Here is a 20,486-nt window from a genome sequence, read left to right on the forward strand (position 1 = left end):
CACTGCGTTACATCAAAATACACCCTATGTTCAGCTTAAGCTCAGTAAAATTGCACTTTCTCTGAAAAGTCGTTTTACAGTATCCATTTTCACAAGCACAATGGCGTTATCGATGCCCATAAGTCGCGATATTTAGGTCGTTTTATTTAAATGAAGCCGTATTTCTCTTGTTTAACACTAGCGCTTTTTTTGTGCTGCTTTTCCTCGTTTAACGCAGGTGCGGAGTCTCGCCCTGCATCAGTAAAAATCTCCAACATTGAAGTCAAAGTCGAAAACGGCGATGTAGAAGACAACATCACTGGTTTTTTAAAATCTTACAAAGGTAAGCCAAAAATCCCTCGGGTGATGAAAGAGGTACGTGCGGACATACGTCGCGCTTTGCATGCTTTAGGTTATTACCATTTTGATATTCAACTCAGTGGAGAAGGGCAAAACGTCATAGCCGAAGTCAAACTTGAAGCACCACTTAAATGGAAAGATATTAATATTGAGCTTGTGGGCACAGGGAAGGACAATGCGGATTTAGTTTCGCTTATCAAAGATGTACCAATCCAAGTTGGCAAGCAAGTTAATCATAGTGATTATCAGGCAACGAAAAGCCGCTTTGAAAGCGAGCTACTAGAACTTGGATATTTTGATTATCAATGGCAGGAGTCCAAGTTGCTTGTTCACAAAGCGAATCGCTATGCTGGCGTGCGACTACTTCTCAACACAGGTAAACGTTATCAATTTGGCGACCTTGCTATTGAGGGAAACACCAAAGCGGCTAACTATATACGTTCGCTAAGCCCATTTTCGAAAGGGCAGCCGTTTGAAGCTAGCCTCTTGTCTGATTTTAATCTTTCTTTAAATGCCACACCTTATTTTAGTGCGATAAAGGTTTATCCGCTGTTAAAGGACCGGACGAGCGATCAGATCCCCGTTCGAGTGAGTGTTGAAGACAAACCCGCAAATAGCTTTGAAGTGGGTGCTGGCTACAGTGATGATGTGGGTGCAAAAACCCGTTTTAAGTGGACTAAACCTTGGATCACCGAGGATGGCCATTCCTTTGAATCCAATCTGAGGCTGTCGCAAAAGCAACAAGATATCACTGCCAGTTATACCATTCCAGTAGACAATCCTAACGACGATTTATGGCGTGTGTTAGGCGGTTATAAGGTGCAGGATGAAGTAACTGAAGGGATCAACAGCCGGATTTGGAACGTACAAGTACAGCGACAATGGCTAACGGATGACGAGTGGGTGAGGACGGCGTTTTTGAAACGTGAACACGAAACTACGGAACAGCTAGGCGAAAAACAACGGACGGAAATGTTGATCCCAGGTATTAGCTACTTAAAGAAAGAAAGTAAAGGTGGAGCGTTACCTTATTGGGGGAACGAGCGCCTGATCTCCATTGAAGCTGCAGCAGATTCTGTACTATCGTCTGCAAATATGTTGAAAGTGAGATGGAACAATGAATGGTTAAGAAGCTTTGAAACCAAGCACTTGTTTTTTGGTCGTTTAGACTTAGGGGCGATTGTGACAAAGGATATTGACCAAATTCCGTTTACCCATCGTTTTCTTGCTGGGGGGGATCAGAGTATCCGTGGTTTTGCCTATGAATCTATCGGCCCTCGCGATGACGAAGGGCGCATACTTGGCGGCAGATATTTAGCCACTGGTACAGTGGAATATAACTATCAATTCCATCCAAGTTGGCGAGCTGCTTTGTTTGTTGATGCGGGTACTGCAACGAACGATTTCTCGGACGCTTGGGAAGTTGGAGCTGGGTTTGGTTTTCGTTATTTAACCCCCGTTGGTCCAATCCGGCTCGATCATGCTTGGGGGCTGACCAAAGAAAGTAAAAGCACCCGTCTCAGTATTGTTATAGGACCTGAAATCTAATGCAGTTCAGAAGCTTAAGAATCAAAATCATTACTGCCATTATTAGCTTATTTTTACTTTTGGTTTGTTTATGCTTTACCTTGCCTGGGCAAAAGTTACTGGTTTGGACAGCGAATAAAACGGTTTCAGGGTTAGAAATCGATGGCTTAGATAAGCGCTTGTTATCTGGCGCCAATCTTACGTTGCGTTATCACAATGACAATATAGATATTCGTCTTAGAGACACCAAAGTCACTGTTGAGTGGTTGACCTGTGCCAGCGTTTGCATTGCGCTAGACGCAAAAACGATAGCGATCGTACAAAAGCAGAAAAGTGTCAGCGAAGCGGAAACTACTGAAAGTGGCCAAGTTGAGTTACCACTGCCAATTGCAATAAAACGTGCTCAAGTTCAGCAATTCTCGTTGGACACGCCGGAAATTACTGTGCGATTGCAAGGCTTAGACACGCAGTTTTCAGGTTCTGGCTCACATTTTAATGTCCCTTTTTTGCTGTTAGACAGTGTGAAGTTGACCACAAAGGCAACTGAACAGCCTGTGCCTGCAAAATCGCCAGCACCACTTAATGCAATAGCGCCACTCCAGCTGCCTAAGATAGACCTACCGCTAACCGCTGAGCTCGGCGAGTTAAAGATTAACAACCTCGCGGTAGATGAGCAGACACTTGAGAATATCAAGCTTTCTCAAGTTGTAGTGGATGAAAATGTGGACGTGGAGCAGGTTCAGCTTAACTATCAAGAATGGTTTATATCAGCAGCGGCAGAAATCTTGCTTAATGACTGGACTATTGATCTGAGGTCAACCTTGAGCGCGCCACAGGGATTAGCCAGTTTAACACTGGCGGGTCGCCCTCACGATCTCACGCTTACTTTGAATAGCGAGGGAATGGCTTTTGCACAACTGCAAGCCCATGCGGATTTGACAGCGACAAACTGGCCTTTTGATTTACAGGGTCAAATAGATAAATTAGTTATTCCTTCAGAGCCCACGACTTTAAAAGGTGCGACACTCGGCTTGAGCGGGGATGCCTCAAAATACCATTTGTCAGGCTCAATCGCTGTTAATACTGTGCAGTTTGGTGATGTTACCGCGACACTTGAAGGGCAAGGTGGACTACAAGCGTTTACATTAGCTAAAGCAAAGCTTCAGCTTGAAAAAGCGCAAGCGCAAGCGCAAATCGCGGGACAAGTGAACTGGTCGCAAGGGGTGAAGGGTAAAGTGAACGGGGACTTTTCTCAGCTACCAGTCGATAGATTACTAGGGCTAGTGCAATACGATGCAGGCCTGACGAAAAACGATATGCTGGCAGGGCAATTCGCGTTTGATTTTATGAGTCAAGGTGAGCAGTGGCAGGTTAATGTTGAGCGCTTTAAGCTCGATGGTAAAGTGGCGGGTACACCACTTAATGCGGACGTTAAGGTCGTTGTGGATGAGAGCCTGCTAGGTGAGTTTAGCCATGCACGCCTGAATTATGGCAAAAATAGCCTGACGGTAAGCGGTGAGCTTGGTCAGCAGTTAGATCTCGATATTGACTTTCAGTTTGAGCAGGCGGCAAATACGCTTATTCCAGCTGACTTAAAGGGCAGTGGTGAAATCTTTGTTCAGGGCGACCACCTCAAGCCAAGGATTCAGACCGATATTAAGTTTGACTCTGTGCGTTACCAGAATATAGCACTACATGGCTTAACGACGAAAGGCACGGTTGATATTGCCAATGAAGTGACTGGGCAAATTAAACTGGCATTAGACCGTTTGATTGTTGACTCTGAAATGGTTGAAGACATTCGTTTAGCTGTGAAAGGCAATCAGCAGCAACATAACGCGACATTGGATATTCGTGATAAGCGAGTGGTTGCAAGCTTTGAAGTCAATGGCAAGTTGCAACAGTCCACTTGGCAGGGAGAATTATCGTCTGGAGAGGTAACTTCCCAAGGGCAAACGATAGCATTGCAAAGTCCTGCCGCAATCGTGATCAGTGAAGTCAGTCAACGCATTGCAAAGCAGTGTTGGCGGATGGATGATACTGATTTGTGTTTTGCAGCCGAGCAACAAGGCACACAAGGGCAAGCCGATGTTAAACTGGAGAAATTGGCACTGGCTAAACTACAAACTTGGTTGCCAGCAGAGCTCAAAGTAACTGGTGAAACTCAGGCCGTGGCTAAACTTGCGTGGCAAAACGGCCAAGTAACGCGAGCCGATGGCGAGCTGAACATTGTTGATGCCGGCGTTACGACTCATGGGCAAACATTTTCAATTTCTGAATTTAAAGCGTTACTAAAAACCAATAACAAGCAAATCCACGCTGATTGGCGCATGACCTCCGAAACCTTAGGTAAGTTCAGTGGTGATACGCGTGTGCCGCTAGATAAACAATCCCCCCAATTAGCTGGTAACGTAAAAATAGAGTCAATTGAGCTGGCTAAGTTGTCAGCGCTACTAAACCGAGTAACGGAACAAAGTTTTGACCTGCAAGGGGAAGTGTTAGGGGATATAAATATTTCAGGTAGCCTCGCGGCCCCTGAAGTGAACGGTAAACTAACTGCTCAGCGCTTATTTATGTCTTCTGACTCTTTGCCTGTTGAAATTGATAAAGGTCACATCAATCTTGATTTTAATGCCACTTCCGCTCAACTTGAGGCTGAGTTAACAGCAGCAAAAGGCGGCAAGGTAGCACTAACTGGCGAAGCCTATTGGTCGCCCGAGCTCTCTGCTGAAGTAAAAATAAAGGGCGAAAATATTTATGTGCAACCAGACTCACAGATTGAACTAACCGCAAGCCCGGATCTAACACTTGCCTATAAAGATAAGATTGCGCGAGTACTTGGAGAAATTGTGGTGCCGTTTGGCCGAGTAAACATTGAATCTCTGCCTGAGGGAGTCACATCTCCAAGCGGTGATGAGGTCATTGTTGATGCCAAAGTGAAAAAGCAGATGTCGGTGCCAGTTCAACACGAAATAGATTTAAAACTGACCGTTAAAGATAACTTTAGGGTGAAGGCGCTTGGGCTAGATAGCTTTGTTACCGGTGCAATCGAAATTGACAAGCAAGTTGAGTCGCCAATGTTAGCAACGGGAGAGTTGCAATTGCGAGAGGGGAAATATCGTGCATTTGGCCAAGACTTGTTGATCCGTACAGGACAAATTGGCTTCAATGGTGCATTAGATAAGCCATATTTGAACATTCGAGCTATTCGAAATCCAGCGACAACCGCCAATGATGTGATAGCCGGTGTTGAGCTCACTGGCAATATTGCTAAGCCGCGTTTGACTGTATTTTCAGAGCCTGCAATGGACCAAGCCAAGGCACTGTCATACCTACTTAACGGTCAGCCTTTAGGGGAGTCTGAAACCTCTAATAATGCGCTACTCACGCAGTTTTTACTCTCACAGGGAATTGACCGCAGTGAAGGATTCTTTAGTAAGGCGGGGGAATCGCTTGGACTTTCGGATGTTAACCTATCAGCAAAAGGCAGTGGTGACGATACACAGGTCGAGGTGTCAGGTTACATCACCCCCAATGTTCAGGTCAGTTATCGTGTTGGGGTATTTGAGTCTATTAATGAAATTGCGCTGCGTTATCGTGTTTTTTCTAAGTTTTATGTTGAAGCCACGAGCGGTTTGTACAACAGTATAGACTTCTTATACAAATTTGATTGGGATGATAAATGAAACTGCTTTGGCTCGTTCTAGGTTTTGTGATATTTCCTCTCAAAGCACAAGAAACAACGGAAATTAGAATCAGCGCTGGTGCCGATCCGTACATTATAGAGCTGCTTACTTTGAGTTTATCCTACCAGGTAGAGTCAGCGAGGCTCGTATCAGTGAGAAGTATTCCTTCTCAAGACAGAGCGGTGCGCCTACTTGGAGAAAAAGGGGGGCTGGATGTCAGTTGGTTAGTGACTAACTCACAGCGCGAAAAGGCCGCGAGTGCAATTCGCATTCCCCTAGTGAAAGGGATTTTGGGTTATCGCATTCCTTTAGTGCACAAACATAATCAAGCCTTACTGAGCGGAGTACGCTACATTGGCGACTTGCGCCGAGTTACTTTTGGTTTACGCAGAGATTGGCCAGACCATCAGATTTTTGAGCGTAATGGCCTCAGTGTGACTTCTTTCTCACAAGAAGACAGTGGTTACGACATGCTGTTGAAAAAACGTTTTGATGTGCTACCAAGCGATTTAGTGAGTATTGAAGCTGCCCTGAGTGACACGGATTTGGTAGCAGATCAGCATGTGGTGTTTTACTATCCTTCGGCGGTATATTTTTTTGTTTCTCACGACAACCCGTTGCTCCATAGCCAAATTGAGAAAGGCCTTAAAAGCGCACTGCAAGATGGCCGATTCGAGGCGTTATTTTTAAAACACTTTTCCGCTCGTCTTGAAAAGCTAGATCTTAAAAACAAAACAGTCATAGAATTAGACAACCCAAACCTGCCACCCAGTGCGCCGTTGGAGGTGCCATTTTATTGGTATAAACAAGGAAAATAATAATGAAAAAAACCTTACTACTTATTGCGCTTGGCATAAGTTCATCTCTTGTCTTTGCAAAACCTTATACAAAGTCACCATCGGAAGTCGTTGCTGAGGCCAAAAGCAGCGACTGGCAGCAGCTGGACCCTGAAAATATTCTTAAAATAGAATTACAAACAGGATCGGTCTATATCGCGCTTAACCCTGAACTTGCGCCCAATCATGTGGCAAATATTAAAGCGTTAGCGCGAGAGGGGTTTTACACAAACTTGAGTATGTATCGGTTTGTGGAAAACTTTGTGGCCCAAGGCGGCGATATGTCGGACAATAAAATGCCGCAAAAAGGAAAAAAAGCGATTGCCGCTGAGTTTTTTCATAGCACAGAATCAACCTTGAAGATCACACCTCTTGCTGCTGTAGACGGCTACGCGCCGCGTACCGGGTTTTTAAATGGTTTTGCCGTAGGACAAAATGAAGCTGGAACTAAAACCTGGATGACACACTGCGTTGGTTCGTTTGCCATGGCCAGAACCAACGATGTTAATAGTGGTGGTACCGAGTTTTACATCACGTTGACGCCGCAGCGGTACCTAGACAAAAACACCACCGTGTTTGGGCAGCTGTTATCGGGAATGGAGCATGTTCAGCATCTAGATCGTAAACCAGTTGCTGGGCAAGCGTATAATGTTATCAAAGGCGTTACGGTACTTGCTGATGTAAAAGGTGCACCTTCTTTTAAAAGGCTAAAGACAAATACGCCGGTTTTTGAGTCGCTAATTGCTGCACGTAAAAATAGAGCGGGAGATTGGTTTGTTGATACGCCAAATCACACCGATATATGTTCGGTCCCCGTCCCTGTTGAAATGGAAGACACGACAGGGGAATAAATAACCTGAGCTGCGGATAATTAATGCCTTTCTAGCAGCTAGTTTTAGCGCTAACTGCGTTGAATTCACTTCCAATAGCCAGCTATTGGAAGTGAATTCGCCTTGCCTACAGGATGTAGGTACCTTAGCGAGAGCAGGACGCGGAAGCGGTGTTTTCCCTAAAACTCTCTGGCTAGACAAGGAAAAAACTAAGTTTTGCTTTAGCAACAATGAGTTGGAACATTCCTTATCCAAACCTCAGGTTAAATAGCAATACTTAGATGTGATAAAAAGCCAAGCCATGTGAGAACATGGCTTTTTTACGTTTTACTGTCGGTTAGTTCTTACCGTATACGGAGTCTGATCTTGTTCACTCGAACGATATGGATTGATATCTAACCCGCCACGGCGAGTATAGCGTGCATAAACCGATAATTTTTCAGGGTTAAAGGTGCGCCAAAGCTCGCAGTAAATGCGCTCCACACATTGCTCATGGAACTCGTTGTGGTCACGGAATGAGATTAGGTACTTAAGCAGCGCTTCTCGGTCGATTTGCTTACCACGGTAACTTATCACCACGCTTGCCCAGTCTGGCTGTGAGGTGATCAAGCAATTTGACTTGAGTAAGTGGCTGTGAAGCGTCTCGTCGACCACATCCTCAGAGGCAAGTTGTAGTAAGTTACTATTTGGTGTGTAGCTATCAACTTCAATATCCAGCTCGTCGATACACTCACCAGGGAGACGCGAGAAAGGAATACAATCGAATTCGTCTGCGCCAAATAAAGTCACGCTAACTTGGCTATTTGATGCCGTGGAAAGATCCGCAGCTAGCGTTTGGCGCACGGTTTCCATCGTATCAAAGCGACTTTGGTTAAAGCTATTCAAGTAAAGTTTGAACGATTTTGACTCAATGATATGCGAGCTTTGGCAAGGAAACACAAAAGTGGCAACCGCAACTTGAGGCTTACCTTTGTTATTGAGCCAAGACAATTCGTAGCCTGTCCAAGTATCTTCACCTTTGAATGGTAAAGCGGACTCATCAACATTGATTTGGTCACGATTGAGTTTACGTGCAATGGGGTGCAGCAGGCTTGGAGTATAAACACTGGCATATTCTGTGGTTTTACCAAGCACAGAAGATTGCAGCTCTGGCGAGTTACTGTAGTCTGTCATGTTAATTCAAATCTCGTTACAATGCGGTCATTATAACGAATGTTCACCTCGGGATTAATAGCAATTTGCTTAATTACACGAAACAAGTATTCAGCCCGTGGTGAGAAAAATAAAGAGAGCTTTATATATGACTCAGCCCGTAAATATGGCGCGCTTGCATCAAGCCTATGTAGACTATCATCAACAGACCTTCAAAGATTTACCGAGTACCGAGTATGATGAAAGTTGGCCTAGCCCATGTGAGCAGGGTGAACCAAACAAGCTTAACGAGATAAAATGGCTAGCGGTAGCGCGCTCGCCAGCGGGACATCTAAATGATTTAGCCAGAGCGTTGGAAACGCAATTTCCTGAAGGATTGAACGGACTGTATGGTGATTTCTTTGCTGGCAATATCGTGGCATTTATTGAGGGTAAGCACATTGAGCTACTGCAAGCATGGAACGAAGATGACTTCGAGCGCTTGCAGCAAAATATCACCGGCCATATTTTAATGAAGCGCAGGCTCAAACAACCTGAAACCGTATTTATTGGCTTAACAGAAGCAGACGACTTATTGGTGTCGGTCGATGTCGCTACGGGTCAAGTTGGGTTAGAGTTTGTCGGTAAGAAACAGCATCATGTTTTGGCTGATTCTATCGCGGAGTTTGTGGAAAAACTGACAGTCAACTATCCAATATAGCTAGTTGGTATCAAGGAGCTTGCGCTCCTTATTGAAAGTCCCACGAAATATTCGAGACCAATTGGCAAGTTTCGCAGCGAAAGTCGAAAAGGCCGAACCAAGGCTCCTCGAGTAACCAGTCTCCCTGACAGCTTGGGCATTTTCTTGCTTTTTCTGCGGCGAGGTTTTCGCCGCCAACACGATACAGATAATAGTAAACCGGTTTTTTCGTGAGATAGCGAATACGTTTGCTCAAATCCATGCCACGTCTAAACAAATCACTACCCGTACTGGAAATTTCCTCCAGTGCAGCAAATTCGCAGCGAGTCGCACCATTGATCTGTATTTGATCGCAGGCTTGCCAATCTTCTTTCCATTTGATCAGTGTTTTGTAATCACCATTGGCAATAGCAGGGATTTTATATAAAGGCACTGGTAAAAAGTCGTCGCCACAATACAGTGGACTACAAGTGTGTACGTATGTGGTGTAGAGAATGTAGCTTGACGGCTCATGACAGGCATCAGCGCTGTTGGCATGTATATCTTGCCCAAAAACTTTAACCTTAGGTGCAAGCAAGCCTGATTGCTGTAGCTGGTCAATCGCAAACTTCACAAAAGGACTATGGTTTAATGGATGCAAAGCGTCTTCTTCTGGACACATCACACGAGTGACGAAATAGCCATCTTTAAGTACAGTTGGAAATTCGTCACCAATGATTTGACCATTAAAGCGAAGCGCATTGACCACCCGGTTAATGGCCTGCTCGGCAGCATCTAAGGTGGTTTCCTCATAGCAATCAAAAGTTAAGTCGACAACAAACACTACGACTTCTCCAATAAGGCAATGAGCTTATCAAGCTTAGCTTCAATTCTATCTAATTGGCTTTGTGAACTTGTTTTGACGACCTCTTCAACCTCTTGATAGTGCTCAATACAGGTAGGGTCTTGTTTGTACGCAGCAATGCCTGAGATAACGTCTGGCATTGCGACGCTTTGAGTTAATTTGCTTTTTGTTAGCGCGACAGTTGGAGTCTTCCCACTATCGACTAATTTTTTGATAGCTCTGGCAACGGCAGGATGCATAGAGGTTCCTAAACGTCTTAATCATAGGAGTGGATCATAGCACCAAGTTACGTAAGGAGCGATTGCTTTAGCTATCTTAACATCGCATCTAGTTCGTCAATGATTTCACTCCAATCGGCGTCTTCTTTTAGCGATTCTTCAATAAAGTGACGTTGCCCTTCATTCCAAAATGGTGCTTGGCTTAACAGCATATCGTCAGGAAGGCGATGTTGTTTGACAAACCCTTCGATTGCCTTGGGATTGTTGTCGAGCCCAAGTTGGGCAAATAAAGTACTCATAGTGTGGCGACTAGTATCCATTTCGTTCTCCCTCGTTTGCTTGAATTTTACTCACTAACTATAGTAAAGGTGGTTGTAAAACCTTTAGCAAGTCATCATCGATAAAAACCATAATGACTAATGCGAGGATAAATATACCTGTCCACGACTGAATAAATTGTGACTTGTATCAATATCTACCACTAGCGAGTAGCCGTACATTATTAAAGTACACAGAAAAAATTCTGAGGTTTTGATATTAAGTAGTATTTCGGCATGATTATCAGAAGCTTGGGACAATAACAATAAGGAACCATGATGTCAGTAGAAACTTCTCAACATGAATTAATCGTTAGATATTTAAATCCAGAAGATATCAACGTAGCCGCGAGTGTGTTGTATCAGGCTTACCATGATGATCCGTTACTCAAGCAGGTATTGGAGGCAAAACAAGAAGCAATTTTTGAAAAAAAACTCAGAGCCTTAATACGAGAGGAGCTGTCGGCATTTGGTCAAACGGGGCAGCCGATGGTGGGGTTATATCATCAAGATAGATTGGTCGCGGTAGCATGCGTTATTGCAAATGGCGATGAATTGGACGCAAATCGGCAGTGGCATTGGCGATTACGACTCATGATGAGTGCGGGATATTTGCAAACGCAGCAGCTTATCGATAAAGAAAAGTCGATTAGACAAGCGTTGCAAACGCAAGAGCCGTGTCACTTTTTATCTCTAATTGCCGTTGACCCACATGTTCAAGGGCTTGGCTATGGCCACTATTTACTCACTGCGTTGGATGATTTAATTGCACAAAGTGAAGAAACGAAAGGGATGGCAGTATTTATTACTAAGCCAGAACAAGCGCAGTTTTTTGCGGGTCACGGTTATCAAGTTCTGCAAAAGATGGCGTTTAGCTCAGTAGAGGGCACATTACTATTTAAGAGCAAATAGCAACAATGGAAATTACCATGTAAGAGATCTCGTACGAGAATGTGGGTTAAGGCGCTTTGTAGTACCGAATTTGTAGTGTGATTTTTAGTTACCCTTCTGTTTTTAAAGAAGTTACTTTGTTTTTCTTTTAAATGACAGCAAAAAGATTGTTCGGAGCTATCTAACAAAAGTGCTCAATCCCCGTAAACTTAACAATGTAAGGAAACACAAGAGCAGGAGCTCAGCGTCAAAGGATAAGGAATTTGACAACAAGAGAAGGATGTATTGCATAGGGCAAGGAAGATCAGGAACTCGAGGAAGCGAGTGTGAAGCGGAGCTTCACTAGGGATAAGGAGACACATGGAGTGTCAAGGAGCGCGGGAAGCGTAGTGGAGCAAGGAAGAGCAGATAAGGACGAGCAAGGCTCTAGGATGAGGGAGCGCAATCTGGATGATTGCGAAGTGGATGGGTTACACTGGACGTAACAATGTATAGGGAGCACATAGGGATTATGTGAAGCGGAGCCAAGGTGGCATTGGAGCGCGGGAAGCGAAGAGGAGGCCAAGGTGGCTAAAATGGAGATGCATTGGAAGTGCTAATGGATGACACAAGGATGGGATTCGGGTAGGTCGGAGTACATACCCGTTCAGGGGAAGAAGAATTGGCGGATGGCTTTTGGGTTGTAAAGCAGAGGAATTGGATACCTCTTGGGATAATCGTCAGGATTGAGGCGCAGCAGATAGGCTAGCGCCTTAGTTTTTTGTGACGGTTGTAAATTTGATGTATATTTTCCTAGTAACTTAGTTGAAGTTCTCAAAACTCTCCGCTTGCAGTTTCATTCTTATCTTTCGATCTCCTTGCTAGATTATTCCACTCTCATTTTAGTCTTAATACTTGCTCAATTTTAAGGAGCAAATCTGACGCTAACCGCGTTAAAAATTTCTCATTTAGAACAACTAAATAGCAAAATTTTTGCCTTGCCTTGCCTTGCCTTGCCTTGCCTTGCCTGCATGGATGTTGGTACCTTGGCGATAGCAGGACGCGGTAGTGGTGTTATCGCTAAGATTCTCCCGCCTCAAAATAGATCACTTAATTAAGCGAATTGGTATTGTTTTTTAGTGCGCGATGTTGGCGCAATAGTTAAGGAAAAAGAAATGGAATGGTATCTAACAGTATTAAAAAGATATTCCGATTTTAGTGGACGTTCAAGACGCAAAGAATACTGGATGTTTATCTTGATAAATGCGTTGATAGGCTTTGCAATTGGTATTGTCGACGGGCTTTTTGGCACTCTGTTTTTGACAGGTATCTATTATTTGGTGGTTCTAGTACCGACAGTTGCAGTATCTATTCGTCGTCTTCACGACACTGGACGCTCGGGCTGGTGGCTGCTAGTGAGCTTTGTACCTATCGTCGGCTTATTAGTGATTATATATTTCACCACCATGGATAGCGAGGTTGGTGAAAACGACTACGGGCCAAGCGTCAAAGGGTATGTTTAAAATAGTTGTACTATTATAAATTCAGAGCAGGCACTTGTATTTATATGAATTTAAGTGCCTACTTTCGCACCCATCGGATTAACTTGCGATTTTATAAGCGGGCAATTCTTTTTTGACTAATCGTTCATTTTCTAAGTAAAGCTTACCTTGATAGGCTGACTCGCCATCTGAACTAAACTCAAACATAAATTGGCTTTTTATTCCAAGTTTACCGTCTTTTAATACGCCAAAACGGCGCTTAATACAGGCAACACTTAACAGTTGCACTTGCAAACTTTCAGCTTGATGCTGTGCATGTCTATTTGCCGCTTCTGCGATCTGGCGACTATACCAAAATAGCGCGATACCAGATGATACGATGATAAAAAGCCAAAGTGTTGTCATTTAAGAAAATAACCTTCCAATTGCACGAGACAGAGTTTCACTGCGATTTTCTGCTCTAATAATCCCTAAAACATGTGGGCGTAACATAGGTATTGCAACTAAGTCTGCGAAAATACTGCCGAAAAGTCCATCGATTTGATTATTCTCAGCGGCTTTTTCCATATAGATAAAAAGCCTTTGCTGGTCGGTTAATGTTTCCCAAGCACGCCCTGCAATAGTGAGTAAGCAATCTGCATCTGATCCCAACTCAGATGCTAAAATGGCGTCTACTGCATGGGCGATGAGACCAAGCGCGTGACTTCCCGACATCGCACGCAAATTGGTGACTACGGCGTCCTTATTTTGCTGTTGGCATGCGCGGTTTAAAGCGGCTAAAAAGTCTTCGGTTTGTGATGTTGAGACCGTAACGTGTTCAAGCATTGCAGCTAATGGTGTCTTAACTTCTGCTGGCAAAAAAGACCACGCCTGTTGCAGGTTGCTCGCGTTATGACCATGGTCTAGACGTAGGGCAAAGTCTGCAATACCTTGTAGCGCTATTTCTTGCCAGCGTTCAAACCCAAGCTTGCCAGAAAAATAGAGTTCGGCGTGCTCGTAATATTGAGAAGCCGGGCGATTAAGCTCACGCTTTAATAGCGCATTGAATGCCGCGAGTTTGTTCGCGTTTGGCGTGAAGACATAAGGGTTGTTATCAAGTTTCCCTTGAGCGGCTTCGCCCGTGAGTTGAGTACCTAATGCTTCGAGTACCATGGAGGCAAAGTGGTCACGGCTGGCGATAATGAGCTTGCTTTGCTCATCCAGTGGAAACTTTAAAAACCACACATAAGGATCAGCGGTCGCCTCATTATCCCAAAATTGAATCGCCATGATGGCATGGCCGCCAAGCGGGTAAGGATAAGGGACTTGAGTACTCTCGATTTGCGCAAACTGCTTCTTATCTATTTTTGTGATACGTCGACCCAGATCATAGGCCCGCCACTGCGTTCCGGCGTTTGTTAGTAATTCACCTAAAGTTGAAATTTGCGCTGTCATGAATGCTCTATATGTTACTTATATTTTCAATAGCGGCAATTATAGCTACTTTTGGGAGCGCTGATAAGCCTATGAAAAAGGTGCACTTGAGAGAATTGGCTAGCTCCTAAATCATGCAAATTGCTATAATGTAAAAAATTGAGAAAGAGACAGGACCGATGAACTCGGAATTATTGATTCAGTTAGACGAACTTGAGACTTGTTTAAAGGCGACGGGTCTTTGGCAAGACGAGCCAATTTCGGCTAAGGCACTTACCTCTACGGAGCCATTTTGCTGCGATACGATGACCTTCGCGCAGTGGTTGCAATTTGTATTCTTGGGCAAAATGCGAACAATGGTAGAAAGTGGTGAAGCATTACCGGAAAATATGGCGATTGCGCCAATGGCTGAAATGGTGCTGAGTGAACATCTTTATTTTAATGCGGTGCATCAGTGCTTAAAAAACCTCGATAATACAATTGCAAAGAGCGCGTAATGCTTGAGATTTTATATCAAGATGCACATTATGTTGCGATAAATAAGCCGTCAGGGTTATTGGTTCATCGCTCATTTTTGGATAAGCGAGAAACACAATTTGCGATGCAAATGCTACGTGATCAACTTGGTCAACATGTTTTCCCCGTTCACCGTTTAGATAGGCCAACGTCAGGCGTGCTACTGTTTGCACTAAGCTCTGAGGCCGCGCGAGACATGAATGAAATCTTTATTAGCGGTAATATTCAAAAACGCTATTTAGCGCTTGTTCGCGGATTTGCTCCGGAATCTAGATTCATCGACAGACCACTCAAAGAAGAACTTGATAAAATTGCTGATAAGTTTGCCTGTCAGGATAAAGCTCCGCAGGAAGCGCAAACACAGATAAATTGTTTATTGCAGGGTAGCTTGCCAATTCCTTTTGGTAAGTATCCAAGTATCCGCTACTCGTTGGTGGAGTGCTTTCCTAAAACGGGTAGAAAACACCAAATCAGGCGCCACCTTAACTATTTAGCACATCCGATTATTGGTGATGTCAATCACGGTGATAATAAACACAACCACTTTTTTGTCGATCATTTTGGCTTACGTCGGTTGATGTTATTTGCAACTAAATTGGAATTTGTACATCCTTATACCAACACGACGATTTTAATTACCGCGGATTTGGGAGAAGAAGCATTGGCTGTCTTCGCTCAGCTCGGCTGGTCAGACAACGAGAAGGATTATAAATAATGGCAAAAGTTTCCATTTTTGTGGGAAGTATGTACGGCAATGCTGAAAACTTGGCAAACGACAGTGCTGAGTTTTTGAATAAATCGGGTCATGAGGCAAGTGTTATTGAGCCTGCTTCCATCGTTGATGTAACGCAAGCTGAAAACATTTTATTTATTTCTTCTACTACCGGATCTGGTGATATTCCCGATAACTTGCTGCCCTTATTTTTGCAAATGCAAAGCGAATTTCCGATGCTAACGGGCAAGAAAGTAGCGGTCATCGCATTGGGGGATTCTAGTTATGGCGATACTTATTGTGGTGCTGGAAAGCAAATTGATGCCCTGATTGAAGAGTTGAACGCCACTCGAGCACAACCGCGTCTAGACATCGATGCCTGTGAATATTTTGAGCCTTGGGAGCCTGCTGAGCCTTGGCTTCAAGCATTGGCAAAAAACCTTTAGGTTTTATCTTCTGTTCAAGCATTACCTTTCAATTTACGCGGCTTAATAGGCCGCGTTGCCAGCTCAAATAGCAAACTCATCAGCATAATCATAGTAACGGGAAAATATAAATATTTACATTTCGGTTACGTTGTGTGACATTGGTCATGGTTGTATGAAAAGTGACCGATATTATAAAGTTCAAAATAATGAAAAGGAAAAATAATGATTAAACCGATTCTATTTGCTGTATCTGCTATTTTCGCCACCGCTATGTCGTCTAATGCTACCGCATTCGAAGAAATTTACCTTGAATGTTACAAAAATGGTGAGTTGTTATGGGCTGACTCTTTTTCTGATTATCGAGACGCGGATAACGCATCGAGAATTTGCAGGAGGATTGGTGGTACGCCAATAATGTATTAACGATATCAGTTCTTTATGAAATTTTCTTTAGATAATATTAATCAGCATTGAAGCCTAACCAAATTTTTGGGTTTAAATCAGCTGTAAGCGACGTTGAAAAACTGTGTATTTAAACGATAGAACTGTCGTAATCTTTAAGGAAAAGTGAGTCAAAAGTGCTGCTTTAATATGTAAAAATCCAATATCATCACTGATATTGGATTTTTATTTTTAAACCCTGGTTCTTAGCGCTAAACACGTTTCGTCTGAACTTTCAGTTTTAACTTTTGACCAGGCTGAAGATACTTCTGTCCAGTCAGGTTGTTCCATTTGACGATTTCATTCACGCTGACGTTAAACTTAGTGGCGATACGTGCCAATGAGTCGCCTTTACGCACTTTGTAAGTGATTGTGCGCTCGGTGTTGACGAGGACGGTTTGATTTGCTGCTTTTTCATCTTTAAAGACAGTAAGCTTTTGTCCAAGGCGCAAAACGGCATTGGTTTTTAACTTATTCCAGCTAGCTAATTGCTTAACGGTAACATCATATTCGCGGCTGATATCCCACAATGTATCACCTGATTTTACTGTGTGGCTGAGTTTTTTCTTAGTTACTTTGTTGGCGGCAAGGCGCACTTCTGGTGGTAAATGCTCACTTTGCAATTCGCCATCACTGAGTGGCACCAATAACTTCTGGCCAACACGGATCATATTGCCATCGATGCTATTGAGTGAGCGAATGGCGCCGATACTAGTATTAAACTTAGTCGCAACGACCGACAGGCTATCTCCTTTTTGCACTGTATAATATTGCCAACGAAGTCGATCTTTTACTTCAGTTTTAGCTAATTTCTCTTGAAAAGCGTCAACTTTTTCCATGGGTAATAATAACTGGTGTGGGCCATCTGGATCGGTGGCCCAACGATTAAAACCTGGATTTAAGCGATAGAGTTCAGTTAAAGAAATATCGGCCATTTCAGCGGCAAGCGCTAAATCAATTTGTGACCCTACCTCAACGGTATCAACAACTTGGGCATTGATTATAGGTTGCCACGCGACCTTAAACTCATCTGAGCGTTTTAAGAGGTCGGATAAGGCAAGTAATTTAGGCACATACGCGGTGGTTTCGCGAGGTAAATCGAGAGACCAAAAATCGGTAGGCAAATGCTTTTTACGATTTTTTCGGATTGCTCTGAGCAATCGACCTTCACCTGAATTGTAAGCGGCAATTGCGTTTAACCAATCGCCTTCCAGTGTTTTATGGAGATAGGTGAGGTAATCTAATGCAGCCTGCGTTGATGCAATAATATCGCGACGGCCGTCATACCACCAATTTTGTTTGAGGTTAAAGCGTTCACCGGTTTGAGGCATAAATTGCCAAATACCGGAAGCGGTGCGGTGTGAATAGCCAAATGGATCGAATGCGCTTTCCACAATAGGTAACAACGCGATTTCTACCGGCATATTGCGCTTTTCTACTTCTTCAACAATGTAGTAGAGGTAAGGTTCTGCACGTTTTGCGATACGGTCTAAATAGGCTTGGTGACGTTGATAGTAATTACGTTCGGCGACCACAGGTCTATTTTGTGGCACTTCGATAGATAACTGATAACGGATCCGCTCCCATACGTCGTCAAATACAGGCACAGCCTCTTCATCTTCGTCTTGCCATGAGGTACTGAGTGTTTGGGAGATATCATAAGGGCTCGCGTGATCTAAGTTGGCCTGCTTCACTTGTTCAGTTGCAGTTTCCAATGGGGTTTCTTGTGTGATTTCACAACCACTTAATATTGCTGTTGATGCAATAATAAAGGCGAGCTTTTTCATAAATGCGTTCTTTTGCTTGGGGGTTCGGACAAAAACTCGGCAATATTACCGAGTTTGTATCAGCATTTAAAGCTTCTTTATTATTTTATTTCGACTTCCTAAAAATCGTTAGAAATGCTTATCTTTGGCGGTATTGCAAAGAAAATGGATAATTTATTCAATACTTCCCATGTAAGTACGCCAAAAAAGCGTCATTTTGGCGTTACATTAGGTCACTATTGAATATTTTAGAAGTTATCCTTCCATTTTCTCAGTGCACTAAAGCGAGCTTCAGGTGTATTTTCTGACGCGATAAATTGCGTTGGAACATGGGTGAGAATGGCTTCATTTGCGGCACGTACAAAAGGATTGATTGCTTTTTGCTGTTCAATTGTCGTAGGTACCGTGCGCTCGTTATTGGCACGTAATGACTTTGCTTGTTGGTGATACTGGGTTAGTGCTTGGTTAGCGGGCTCAACGGCCTCAGCAAAAGCAAGATTCGCGAGCGTGTACTCGTGCGTGCAATACACTTTACATGTGTCAGGTAGTGTGAGTAGCTTTTCAAAGGAGTGCCACATTTGGCTAGGTGTTCCCTCAAAAAGTCTGCCGCAGCCAGCATTGAATAATGTATCACCCGTAAAAGCCAGTTCATCATTTACATAACAGATATGGTCTAACGTGTGACCTGGGGTGGCAATAATGTTCAGCGTGGTATCAAAAAGTGTGATCTTATCGTGTTCACTAAGGCCATGAGTAATGCCTTTATATTTACCATTTTTAGGCCCGTAGACTGTTAAGCTGGGAAAATGTGATAAAAGCGGGGCAATGCCATCAGTATGATCCCAATGGTGATGGGTGACTAATATGCCTTGGAGTGTTAAATCAAACTTGGCGAGGTAATCTAAAACAGGTTGTTCGTCACCTGGGTCAACCACCCAACAGTTTGAACGTCGAGGGTCTTTTATCACCCAGATATAATTGTCATCAAATGCTTTGATTGCATCGACTTGCACCATAACGCAATGCTCTATAAAGTGATTAATAACACCAGTATAACGAGCTTAGTAAATGAAACCAGCGTTAAGTTTTTTACAAGGACCCAAACCCGATGAGTGGCAAGACTTTCCTCACGGTGAATATTTAAAGGTGGGGATCCAAAAACGACTGGATGAATGGCTACCTAGAATGTTTGGTTACCACATGCTAAAACTCGGCTGTTTGAGCGGTCAAATGAATACCTCTGCCAGCCCGATTAAGCATCAAGTTTGTGTTGCCCCACAAGGCAAACATGTCGGAGTATTTGCTGAAATTGACGAGCTACCTTTTTACGAAAACTCAGTCGATGCTTGTATTTTAAGTCAGTGCTTAGAATATCATTCTGATCCGCATCATATTCTACGCGAAGCCCACCGAACGCTTATTCCTGGAGGTTATATTGTGATCTCAGGTTTTAATCCGTTTAGTTTATGTGGTGTGGCGCAAATGCTTCCCTTTAGTAAAGAAAAACTACCTTGGTCAGGGCGCTTCTTTACTCCATCGCGGGTGAAGGATTGGCTAGATTTACTCGGGTTTGAGATTGTTGGTGACGAGCGCTTTATTTATGCGTCTTTAGCGCGAGGCTCGAGGCTTTCTCGTTTTGCGCCATGGCGTCGTTTTTGCCGTCATTACTTAAAGCCGATGGGAAGCGTGTATATGTTGGTGGCAAGAAAGCGGGTGATGCCGCTCACTCCAATCAAACCTAAGTGGCATGTAAAGCCTAAGTGGACACCCGCTGTGAAAGGGGCTGGACTCAGACAAACCTGCCAAGATAAAGAATAACGAGTATTATTACTTAAGATAAATCTTAAGGGAGCTGTTATTTGTTATTGAATGATCCCTTAGTTAGACGCTGGCTTCGTAGCCTTCATCTACAAGTAGGTTTGAACCTGAAGCCGCTTCACGCGCTAAGTCATCAACAAGCTCATTATATTTATTTCCAGCGTGGCCTTTTACCCAGCGCCATTGGATCGTGTGTCGGCTGGTGGCAGCGTCCAGTCTTTGCCATAAATCGACATTTTTTACTGGTTGTTTGGCTGCGGTTTTCCAATTGCGCTTTTTCCAGTTTTCAAGCCAAGACTCAATGCCTTGTTTAACATATTGGCTGTCGGTATACAGAATGATGTCGCAGGGGCGCTTTAATGTTTCGAGTGCAACAATAGCCGCAAGCATTTCCATTCTGTTATTGGTTGTGAGTTTATACCCTGCACTCATTTCTTTTTCATGTCCTTGATAGGAAAGGTAAACACCATAACCACCTGGACCTGGATTGCCTAAACACGAGCCATCGGTATAAATCTCTACGGTTTTTTGCACTGAATTGCCTATTTTTATGTAAAATGTGCGAATAGGGCAAAATAATAGCAAAGTTAAG

General features: G+C 43.6%; 21 protein-coding genes. 12 read left to right on the top strand and 9 right to left on the bottom strand.

The window, feature by feature from the left end:
• Window positions 1-150 precede the first annotated feature (150 nt).
• From DS891_RS12560 to DS891_RS12575, 4 genes are read left to right on the top strand one after another with little or no spacing between them, the layout of a single operon-like run.
• Window positions 151-1,887: an autotransporter assembly complex family protein gene (locus tag DS891_RS12560; protein ID WP_174169967.1), complete on the top strand. Its 1,737-nt coding sequence runs from the start codon at window positions 151-153 to the stop codon at window positions 1,885-1,887.
• Window positions 1,887-5,552: a translocation/assembly module TamB domain-containing protein gene (locus DS891_RS12565; protein WP_174169968.1), complete on the top strand. Its 3,666-nt coding sequence runs from the start codon at window positions 1,887-1,889 to the stop codon at window positions 5,550-5,552. The genes DS891_RS12560 and DS891_RS12565 overlap by 1 nt, the downstream gene beginning before the upstream one ends.
• Window positions 5,549-6,370 (top strand): transporter substrate-binding domain-containing protein, encoded by an 822-nt coding sequence (locus DS891_RS12570; protein WP_010606618.1) that lies wholly within the window; start codon window positions 5,549-5,551, stop codon window positions 6,368-6,370. Before DS891_RS12565 ends, DS891_RS12570 begins: the two co-directional genes overlap by 4 nt.
• Window positions 6,371-6,372: 2 nt before the next feature.
• A complete protein-coding gene (locus DS891_RS12575; protein ID WP_174169969.1) occupies window positions 6,373-7,239 on the top strand; it encodes a peptidylprolyl isomerase in 867 nt (288 codons plus the stop codon).
• Between the two features lie 306 nt (window positions 7,240-7,545).
• On the opposite strand, the gene queF is transcribed toward DS891_RS12575, so the two are convergent.
• Window positions 7,546-8,391, bottom strand: coding sequence for an NADPH-dependent 7-cyano-7-deazaguanine reductase QueF (gene queF / locus DS891_RS12580; RefSeq protein ID WP_102057224.1), 846 nt, complete (start codon window positions 8,389-8,391; stop codon window positions 7,546-7,548).
• Window positions 8,392-8,518: 127 nt separating this feature from the next.
• Here queF and syd point away from each other — a divergent pair, with 127 nt between their 5' ends.
• Window positions 8,519-9,070 carry a SecY-interacting protein gene (syd, locus tag DS891_RS12585; RefSeq protein WP_174169970.1) on the top strand — a complete coding sequence of 184 codons (552 nt, stop codon included), beginning with the start codon at window positions 8,519-8,521 and terminating at the stop codon, window positions 9,068-9,070.
• A gap of 28 nt (window positions 9,071-9,098) precedes the next feature.
• Here the strand turns inward: syd and DS891_RS12590 are convergent, their stop codons facing one another.
• From DS891_RS12590 to DS891_RS12600, 3 genes are all read right to left on the bottom strand, one after another.
• Window positions 9,099-9,872 (bottom strand): Zn-ribbon-containing protein, encoded by a 774-nt coding sequence (locus DS891_RS12590; RefSeq protein WP_102057222.1) that lies wholly within the window; start codon window positions 9,870-9,872, stop codon window positions 9,099-9,101.
• Window positions 9,872-10,132, bottom strand: a complete 261-nt coding sequence (locus DS891_RS12595) for a hypothetical protein (RefSeq protein WP_010606623.1) — start codon at window positions 10,130-10,132, stop codon at window positions 9,872-9,874. Before DS891_RS12595 ends, DS891_RS12590 begins: the two co-directional genes overlap by 1 nt.
• Before the next feature lie 71 nt (window positions 10,133-10,203).
• On the bottom strand, window positions 10,204-10,431 hold the full coding sequence (locus tag DS891_RS12600; protein WP_010370914.1) for a DUF2789 domain-containing protein: 228 nt from the start codon (window positions 10,429-10,431) through the stop codon (window positions 10,204-10,206).
• Between the two features lie 276 nt (window positions 10,432-10,707).
• On the opposite strand from DS891_RS12600, the gene DS891_RS12605 reads away from it, so the two are divergent.
• Both DS891_RS12605 and DS891_RS12610 read left to right on the top strand, forming a co-directional pair.
• Window positions 10,708-11,340 (top strand): GNAT family N-acetyltransferase, encoded by a 633-nt coding sequence (locus DS891_RS12605; protein WP_010606625.1) that lies wholly within the window; start codon window positions 10,708-10,710, stop codon window positions 11,338-11,340.
• A 1,133-nt stretch (window positions 11,341-12,473) separates the two neighbouring features.
• Window positions 12,474-12,821, top strand: a complete 348-nt coding sequence (locus tag DS891_RS12610; RefSeq protein WP_095727928.1) for a DUF805 domain-containing protein — start codon at window positions 12,474-12,476, stop codon at window positions 12,819-12,821.
• Between the two features lie 78 nt (window positions 12,822-12,899).
• On the opposite strand, the gene DS891_RS12615 is transcribed toward DS891_RS12610, so the two are convergent.
• On the bottom strand, window positions 12,900-13,205 hold the full coding sequence (locus DS891_RS12615) for a DUF3301 domain-containing protein (protein WP_010370922.1): 306 nt from the start codon (window positions 13,203-13,205) through the stop codon (window positions 12,900-12,902).
• Window positions 13,206-14,234, bottom strand: a complete 1,029-nt coding sequence (locus DS891_RS12620) for a DUF3549 family protein (protein WP_010606630.1) — start codon at window positions 14,232-14,234, stop codon at window positions 13,206-13,208.
• A 158-nt stretch (window positions 14,235-14,392) separates the two neighbouring features.
• Here DS891_RS12620 and DS891_RS12625 point away from each other — a divergent pair, with 158 nt between their 5' ends.
• The 4 genes from DS891_RS12625 to DS891_RS12640 all read left to right on the top strand — a co-directional run bounded on the left by DS891_RS12625 (window position 14,393) and on the right by DS891_RS12640 (window position 16,292).
• On the top strand, window positions 14,393-14,710 hold the full coding sequence (locus tag DS891_RS12625) for a YqcC family protein (protein WP_010370929.1): 318 nt from the start codon (window positions 14,393-14,395) through the stop codon (window positions 14,708-14,710).
• Window positions 14,710-15,444: a tRNA pseudouridine(65) synthase TruC gene (gene truC / locus DS891_RS12630; RefSeq protein ID WP_174169971.1), complete on the top strand. Its 735-nt coding sequence runs from the start codon at window positions 14,710-14,712 to the stop codon at window positions 15,442-15,444. The genes DS891_RS12625 and truC overlap by 1 nt, the downstream gene beginning before the upstream one ends.
• Window positions 15,444-15,887 (top strand): flavodoxin, encoded by a 444-nt coding sequence (locus tag DS891_RS12635; RefSeq protein ID WP_010370933.1) that lies wholly within the window; start codon window positions 15,444-15,446, stop codon window positions 15,885-15,887. The genes truC and DS891_RS12635 overlap by 1 nt, the downstream gene beginning before the upstream one ends.
• A gap of 204 nt (window positions 15,888-16,091) precedes the next feature.
• On the top strand, window positions 16,092-16,292 hold the full coding sequence (locus DS891_RS12640; RefSeq protein ID WP_045989219.1) for a hypothetical protein: 201 nt from the start codon (window positions 16,092-16,094) through the stop codon (window positions 16,290-16,292).
• Between the two features lie 230 nt (window positions 16,293-16,522).
• Here DS891_RS12640 and DS891_RS12645 read toward each other — a convergent pair whose 3' ends face one another.
• Together DS891_RS12645 and gloB are read right to left on the bottom strand one after the other, a co-directional pair.
• On the bottom strand, window positions 16,523-18,097 hold the full coding sequence (locus DS891_RS12645) for a LysM peptidoglycan-binding domain-containing protein (protein WP_174169972.1): 1,575 nt from the start codon (window positions 18,095-18,097) through the stop codon (window positions 16,523-16,525).
• Window positions 18,098-18,324: 227 nt separating this feature from the next.
• Window positions 18,325-19,092, bottom strand: coding sequence for a hydroxyacylglutathione hydrolase (gene gloB, locus DS891_RS12650; protein ID WP_174169973.1), 768 nt, complete (start codon window positions 19,090-19,092; stop codon window positions 18,325-18,327).
• Window positions 19,093-19,144: 52 nt separating this feature from the next.
• Here gloB and DS891_RS12655 point away from each other — a divergent pair, with 52 nt between their 5' ends.
• A complete protein-coding gene (locus DS891_RS12655; protein WP_010370946.1) occupies window positions 19,145-19,894 on the top strand; it encodes a methyltransferase domain-containing protein in 750 nt (249 codons plus the stop codon).
• A 63-nt stretch (window positions 19,895-19,957) separates the two neighbouring features.
• On the opposite strand, the gene rnhA is transcribed toward DS891_RS12655, so the two are convergent.
• The gene (rnhA, locus tag DS891_RS12660; protein WP_099029375.1) at window positions 19,958-20,428 is read right to left on the bottom strand and encodes a ribonuclease HI; all 471 of its coding nucleotides are present in this window, start codon (window positions 20,426-20,428) and stop codon (window positions 19,958-19,960) included.
• Between the last annotated feature and the right edge of the window lie 58 nt (window positions 20,429-20,486).

Source organism: Pseudoalteromonas sp. JC28 (assembly GCF_013319255.1).
GTDB lineage: Bacteria > Pseudomonadota > Gammaproteobacteria > Enterobacterales > Alteromonadaceae > Pseudoalteromonas.